This is a genomic window from Cyanobium sp. LEGE 06143, from assembly GCF_015207535.1.
GTDB lineage: Bacteria > Cyanobacteriota > Cyanobacteriia > PCC-6307 > Cyanobiaceae > NIES-981.
In genome coordinates, this window is record NZ_JADEWP010000167.1 from 1 (window position 1) to 5,915 (window position 5,915).

Annotated in this window: 4 protein-coding genes and 1 pseudogene; 1 reads left to right on the forward strand and 4 read right to left on the reverse strand. The window is 68.1% G+C overall.

Annotated elements, in window-relative coordinates; all coding sequences use genetic code 11:
- Positions 1-344 (reverse strand): annotated as a pseudogene (locus IQ216_RS11015) (hypothetical protein); the annotation flags it as partial.
- A gap of 245 nt (positions 345-589) precedes the next feature.
- Between IQ216_RS11015 and clpB the strand changes: the two are divergent.
- On the forward strand, positions 590-3,253 hold the full coding sequence (gene clpB / locus IQ216_RS11020; protein ID WP_193815501.1) for an ATP-dependent chaperone ClpB: 2,664 nt from the start codon (positions 590-592) through the stop codon (positions 3,251-3,253).
- A gap of 2 nt (positions 3,254-3,255) precedes the next feature.
- On the opposite strand, the gene IQ216_RS11025 is transcribed toward clpB, so the two are convergent.
- From IQ216_RS11025 to IQ216_RS11035, 3 genes are all read right to left on the reverse strand, one after another.
- Positions 3,256-4,029: a Coq4 family protein gene (locus IQ216_RS11025; protein WP_193815502.1), complete on the reverse strand. Its 774-nt coding sequence runs from the start codon at positions 4,027-4,029 to the stop codon at positions 3,256-3,258.
- Positions 4,026-4,913, reverse strand: a complete 888-nt coding sequence (locus IQ216_RS11030; RefSeq protein ID WP_193815503.1) for an NAD-dependent epimerase/dehydratase family protein — start codon at positions 4,911-4,913, stop codon at positions 4,026-4,028. Before IQ216_RS11030 ends, IQ216_RS11025 begins: the two co-directional genes overlap by 4 nt.
- Before the next feature lie 16 nt (positions 4,914-4,929).
- Positions 4,930-5,915: SidA/IucD/PvdA family monooxygenase (locus IQ216_RS11035; protein WP_193815504.1), on the reverse strand; the 986-nt coding region annotated here is incomplete at its 5' end.

Sequence of the window (5,915 nt, forward strand, 5' to 3'; positions counted from 1 at the left end):
CCCCAGGCCGCAGAGCTGGCCCCCCACCAGCTCCAGCCGCCCCAGCCGCCATACCAGCCATGGTTCCAGGGCCGGCTGCTCCAGTAGCCGCCACCGCGCCAGTTGTCGTTCCAGCCGTGGATGTCACGGCTGTAGAAGTTGTTGTTGATGGTCACCCGATTGAAGCGATCACCCTCCACGGCGGGCCTGGCCCCGGCGCCATAGAGCGGATGCTCTCCCCGGTAACCGCCACGCCAGGCGTCGCCGCCCCCGCCTGAGAAGCGGTACCCGTCCCTGGCCAGGGCATGGCTGCTGAGCCAGGCACCGGCACCCTGGGAGATGGTCAGAAACCTCTCGCGGGCCACTCTGCAGCCGGTGTTGAAGGAGTCACTGATGGGCCTCGAAGGCCAACCATGGCCCTGGCCCAACGGCCAGCCTCCCTGAGGCCACTCCTGCTGGAGGTGCCCGGGGGACGGCTTCCCCACCCGTGAGCGACGGAGATCCCACCAGCTGCCGGAGCGCCGTACCGATCGGTTCGGCTCCCAGGGGTTTCAACCGCTACCGCCGTGCATAGCGTGATCACAACGCAAGATCACAGGGAGAGTCGTCCATGCATCCCACCGCAGAACTGTTCACCGAAAAGGCCTGGGGCGCCGTGGTGGCCGCCCAGCAACTGGCCGTGCACAAGCGCCAGCAGCAGATGGAGAGCGAGCACCTCTTCTCGGCTCTGCTGGCCCAGCAGGGGCTGGCCGGCCGCATCCTCGAAAAAGCCGGCGTGGATGTGGGCAGCCTCAGCCAGAAGGTGGAGGCCCACATCAGCGCCCAGCCCAGCCTCAGCGCCCCGCCCGACAACGTGTACCTGGGCAAGGGGCTCAACGCCGTGCTCGACCAGGCCGAGCAGCTCAAGCAGACCTATGGCGACAGCTACATCGCCATCGAGCACCTGCTGCTGGCCCTGGCGATCGACGACCGCTGCGGCAAGCAACTGCTCGCCCAGGCCGGCACCAGCGCCGACAAACTCAAGGAGGCTGTGCAGGCGGTGCGGGGCAGCCAGAACGTGACCGACCAGAACCCCGAGGGCACCTACGAATCCCTGGAGAAGTACGGCCGCGACCTCACCGCCGCCGCCCGCGAGGGCAAGCTCGATCCGGTGATCGGGCGCGACGAGGAGATCCGCCGCACGATCCAGATCCTCAGCCGCCGCACCAAGAACAACCCGGTGCTGATCGGCGAACCCGGCGTGGGCAAAACCGCAATCGTGGAGGGGCTGGCCCAGCGCATCGTCAACGGCGATGTGCCCCAGGCCCTGCAGAACCGTCAGCTGGTGTCGCTGGACATGGGCGCCCTGATCGCCGGTGCCAAGTACCGCGGCGAGTTCGAGGAGCGGCTCAAGGCCGTGCTCAAGGAGGTCACCTCCTCCCAGGGGCAGATCGTGCTGTTCATCGATGAGATCCACACCGTGGTGGGGGCCGGCGCCACCGGCGGCTCGATGGACGCCAGCAACCTGCTCAAGCCGATGCTGGCCCGCGGCGAGCTGCGCTGCATCGGCGCCACCACCCTCGATGAGCACCGCCAGCACATCGAGAAGGATCCGGCCCTGGAGCGCCGCTTCCAGCAGGTGTTCGTGGATCAGCCCACCGTGGAAGACACGATTTCGATCCTGCGCGGCCTCAAGGAGCGCTACGAGGTGCACCACGGCGTGCGCATCGCCGACAACGCCCTGGTGGCCGCCGCCGTGCTGAGCAGCCGCTACATCGCCGACCGCTTCCTGCCCGACAAGGCCATCGACCTGGTGGATGAATCGGCGGCGCGGCTGAAGATGGAGATCACCTCCAAGCCCGAGGAGATCGACGAACTCGATCGCCGCATCCTGCAGCTGGAGATGGAAAAACTCTCCCTGGGCCGCGAATCCGACGCCGCCAGCAAGGAGCGGCTGGAGCGGCTGGAGCGGGAACTCGCCGAACTGCGGGAGCAGCAGAGCGGCCTCAATGCCCAGTGGCAGGCCGAGAAGGGAGCGATCGAGTCCCTCGGTGCGCTCAAGGAGGAGATCGAACAGGTGCAGCTGCAGGTGGAGCAGGCCAAGCGCCAGTACGACCTCAACAAAGCGGCCGAGCTCGAGTACGGCACCCTGGCCGACCTGCACCGCAAGCTGGCCAGCAAGGAGGCCGAGCTCAGCGGCGGCAGCGGCCCGGATGGTGCTGAGGGCAGCACCGAAAAAACCCTGTTGCGCGAGGAGGTCACCGAAGAGGACATCGCCGAGGTGATCGCCAAGTGGACAGGGATCCCGGTGAGCAAGCTGGTGCAGAGCGAGATGGAGAAGCTGCTGCACCTGGAGGACGAACTCCACACCCGGGTGATCGGCCAGGCCCAGGCCGTGACCGCCGTGGCCGATGCCATCCAGCGCTCCCGCGCCGGCCTCAGCGACCCGAACCGGCCGATTGCTTCCTTCCTCTTCCTCGGCCCCACCGGCGTGGGCAAAACGGAGCTCTCCAAGGCCCTGGCCTCCCAGCTCTTTGATGCCGACGACGCCATGGTGCGCATCGACATGAGCGAGTACATGGAGAAACACGCCGTGAGCCGCCTGATCGGCGCCCCTCCCGGCTATGTGGGCTACGAGGAGGGCGGCCAGCTCACCGAGGCCGTGCGGCGGCGCCCCTACGCCGTGATCCTGTTCGACGAGGTGGAGAAGGCCCACCCCGACGTGTTCAACGTGATGCTGCAGATCCTCGATGACGGCCGCGTCACCGATGGCCAGGGCCGCACGGTGGACTTCACCAACACGGTGTTGATCCTCACCAGCAACATCGGCAGCGCCTCGATCCTGGATCTGGCCGGCGACCCGGCCCGCCACGGCGAGATGGAGAAGCGGGTGAATGAGGCGTTGCGGGCCCACTTCCGCCCCGAGTTCCTCAACCGCCTCGATGAAACGATCATCTTCCACAGCCTGCGCCAGGAGGAGCTGCGCGAGATCGTGGAACTGCAGGTGCAGCGGCTGGAGCGCCGCCTGGAGGAGCGCAAGCTGGGGCTGCAGCTCAACGCCGACGCGCTCGACTGGCTGGCCGGGGTGGGCTACGACCCCGTCTACGGCGCCAGGCCGCTGAAACGGGCGATCCAGCGCGAACTGGAAACCCCGATCGCCAAGGGCATCCTGGCGGGCCGATTCACGCCGGGCCACAGCATCGTGGTGGATGTGACCACCGATGCCAGCGAGGCTGCTGAGGGGCGCCTGCGCTTCCAGCAGAGCGAGCCGGCCCAGCTGCCGTTGCTGGTCTGAGCTCAGGCAGCCAGGGCCGCCGCCAGGGCTGGGTCGCTGTGCCAGCTGAAGAGGCCATCACGGGCCGCTTCGATGCCCAGCTCCTTCCGCAGCTCCTCGAGGTTCTGCTCCAGGCGCTCCGGCCAGTTCACGGGAAACAGAGGCTGGGCCTCCAGGCCCAGCTCCAGCCCACGGCTGATCATGCGGAACACGTAGGCCGTGGTACGGGCCTGTTCCCGCGGGTTGTCCAGCTCGTCGATCGGCGTGTCGGTGCGGAACCAGGAGGTGAGCAGGGCAATCAGATCGGTGAAGGCCAGGCCGGGATGGGAAAACTGGGCCACGCTGGCGCTGATCACGCCAAGCTCCCCATAGTTATCCAGGCTGAAGCCCGTGACGATGTGGTGAATGTCGTGGGTGGCGTACACGCGGTAGTTGATGTAATCGGCGTCGCTCTCCAGGTTGTTGAAGAAGGCCGGCTCGGGGAAGAAGTTGATGTCGTAGCCGAGGGTGGCCATCACCGTGCCATAGGTGTGGCCCAGGCTGCCCTTCGGCATCGCTCTGAGGGCTTCGAGGTTGTAGGGGGAGATAGGGCGGCGCTGCTCCACCCAGGCCCAGCTGGCCGGATCGCGCTGCAAGCGGCTGAGGCAGAGCTGCATCGGCCGCGAGGCGCGCAGACGGTGCGAGAGCATGAACACGTTGTCTGCCGACTGGCCGGCGCCCACCGCCAGGTCGGCCAGATCGAGAAACTGCTGGATCGACTCGGCGCTGGCGACCCGATCGAGATAGCGGAAGCTCATGCCTGGGCCGTTGGGCCCGCAACGTTACGTGGCTTCGGCACGCCCAGGGCCAGCAGGCCCGTGTTGCGAATGCGCCGGTTTGCGGCCGGGGCGTGGTCGGAGCCACCGGTCCACTGCATAGGCTCCAGCCCCTGGCTGGAGCAGACCCGATCCATCAGCTGACGCAGGGTGACCGGCTGGCCATCCACCACGTTGAGCGTGCCGCTGAAGCCGCTCTCCAGCACCCGGTCGATGGCGGCCACGGCATCGTCGCGGTGGATCCAGTTGCTCCAGGTGCTGCCATCCCCGGGCCGGCGGCTGCCCGCCAGCCTGGCCAGCCGTGGGGCCAGCTCCCGGCCTGGACCGTGCAGGGCGCCGAGGCGCAGCAGGGCCACCGGCTGGGCGGCCTGCCCCAGCAACGCCTCGGCCTGCAGCAGCACCGCAGCACGGTCATCGCGGGGCTGGGGCGGCGTGGATTCGTCGATCCAGTCGCCCCCCGCATCGCCATAGACGCCGCAGCTGCTCGTGTAGATGATCTGGCGCAGCAGGGGCAGCTGCGGCAGCAGCTCCAGCAGGGAGCGGCAGGTGGAGAGGTAGGTGGAGGCGTAGGCGTCGGCGTCCACCTGGCGATCGCCCCCGGGCGCCAGGGTGAGCACGACCACCTCCGCCTCCGCCAGGGCGTCGGCCATCGCGGCGGTGTCACCGCCCCGGAGCAGCCGTGCCTGCAGACCCAGGGCCTGAAGCTCGGCCAGGCGCTCCGGGCGGGTGGTGGTGACCAGCAACTCGTGCTGGCCGCGGGCCTGCCAGACGCCGGCCAGGGCTGTGCCCAACCAGCCGCAGCCAATGATGCTGATGCGCACACCGCTCTGTCGCTGTGGTGACCCTACGAGCGACCCTCGATCCATCAGCCGGAACCTGTGCTCAGGCCTTCACGGCTGCCCGAGCGATGCGTTTTGCCGCTTCCAGCCCCCCGAACAGGTTGCGGGCGGCGGGGCCGAGCTGCAACGCACTCAGACCTCCCATCAGGTGCACGTTGGTGCCGGGCCAGCGCAAGTCGCTTGTCAGCACAGGGAAGTCGTTGATCAGCTCAATGGGCTTCTGATCCAGCAGCTGGCGAAGCAGTGGATGCTGACTGACGCCCTGACGGTGGCCAGTCGCCAGCCAGATGCGATCGGCCCGATGCCGGCGGCCATCAAGGCAGTCAACCTGCCAGATGCCCGCCTGCCAGCAGGCCGACTGCACCTGGCCGTGCTCGTGAAGCTGCAGGCGGCCCCGGCGGCGCATCTGATCGAGTTGGGCAGCCAACAGGGGCGTGATCGAGCCGCCGTCACGCGCCGCCACCACTTGCCTGTGGCGTCGACGCCAACAGGCTTCGGCGTGAAATGCCTTGAGATACTTCGGGCCCAGCCAGCCCGGGTCCGCATCAAACGGCTTGCTCCGGAGCGTCCGCCGGCAGAGCATCGTGACCTGGGCACCTCGCCTCAGCGCGCCGAGGGCAAGGTGGGCGCTGGTGAGCCCAGCACCGACGATCAGGATGTGCTGGCCCAGCAACCCTTGGCACGTGGCCAGATCAAGCGTCTGGCTGTGTTGCAGGGCCTCGGCCGGATAAGGCGACGCGATGCGGGTCACCCAGCTGGGCAGCACAGGCTCACCCATTCCCGTGGCCAGCACCAGTCGGCGCGGTTGGATCAGCGCCCCATCGCTGAGGGTCACCTGCAGCGAGGCAGGACGAGCCGGACCCAGCTGGATCTGGGCTACTGACACCGCCTGCACCCGCTCAGCCAGCTGAAACTCCCGAACGACGCCGCGGCAGAAGTCGGCAAACAGGCCTGTGTGGGGGAGGCCGTAGGGCCCTTCCAGCTCCCGCATGCGCTGCTGATCCTGGGCATAGCGGCGCAGGGCATGGG

What these genes read in the sequence shown, in the direction of transcription:
- clpB (WP_193815501.1), top strand. Translation starts at nt 590, where the DNA reads ATGCATCCCACCGCAGAACTGTTCACCGAAAAGGCCTGGGGCGCCGTG.
- IQ216_RS11025 (WP_193815502.1), bottom strand. Translation starts at nt 4,029, where the DNA reads ATGAGCTTCCGCTATCTCGATCGGGTCGCCAGCGCCGAGTCGATCCAG.
- IQ216_RS11030 (WP_193815503.1), bottom strand. Translation starts at nt 4,913, where the DNA reads ATGGATCGAGGGTCGCTCGTAGGGTCACCACAGCGACAGAGCGGTGTG.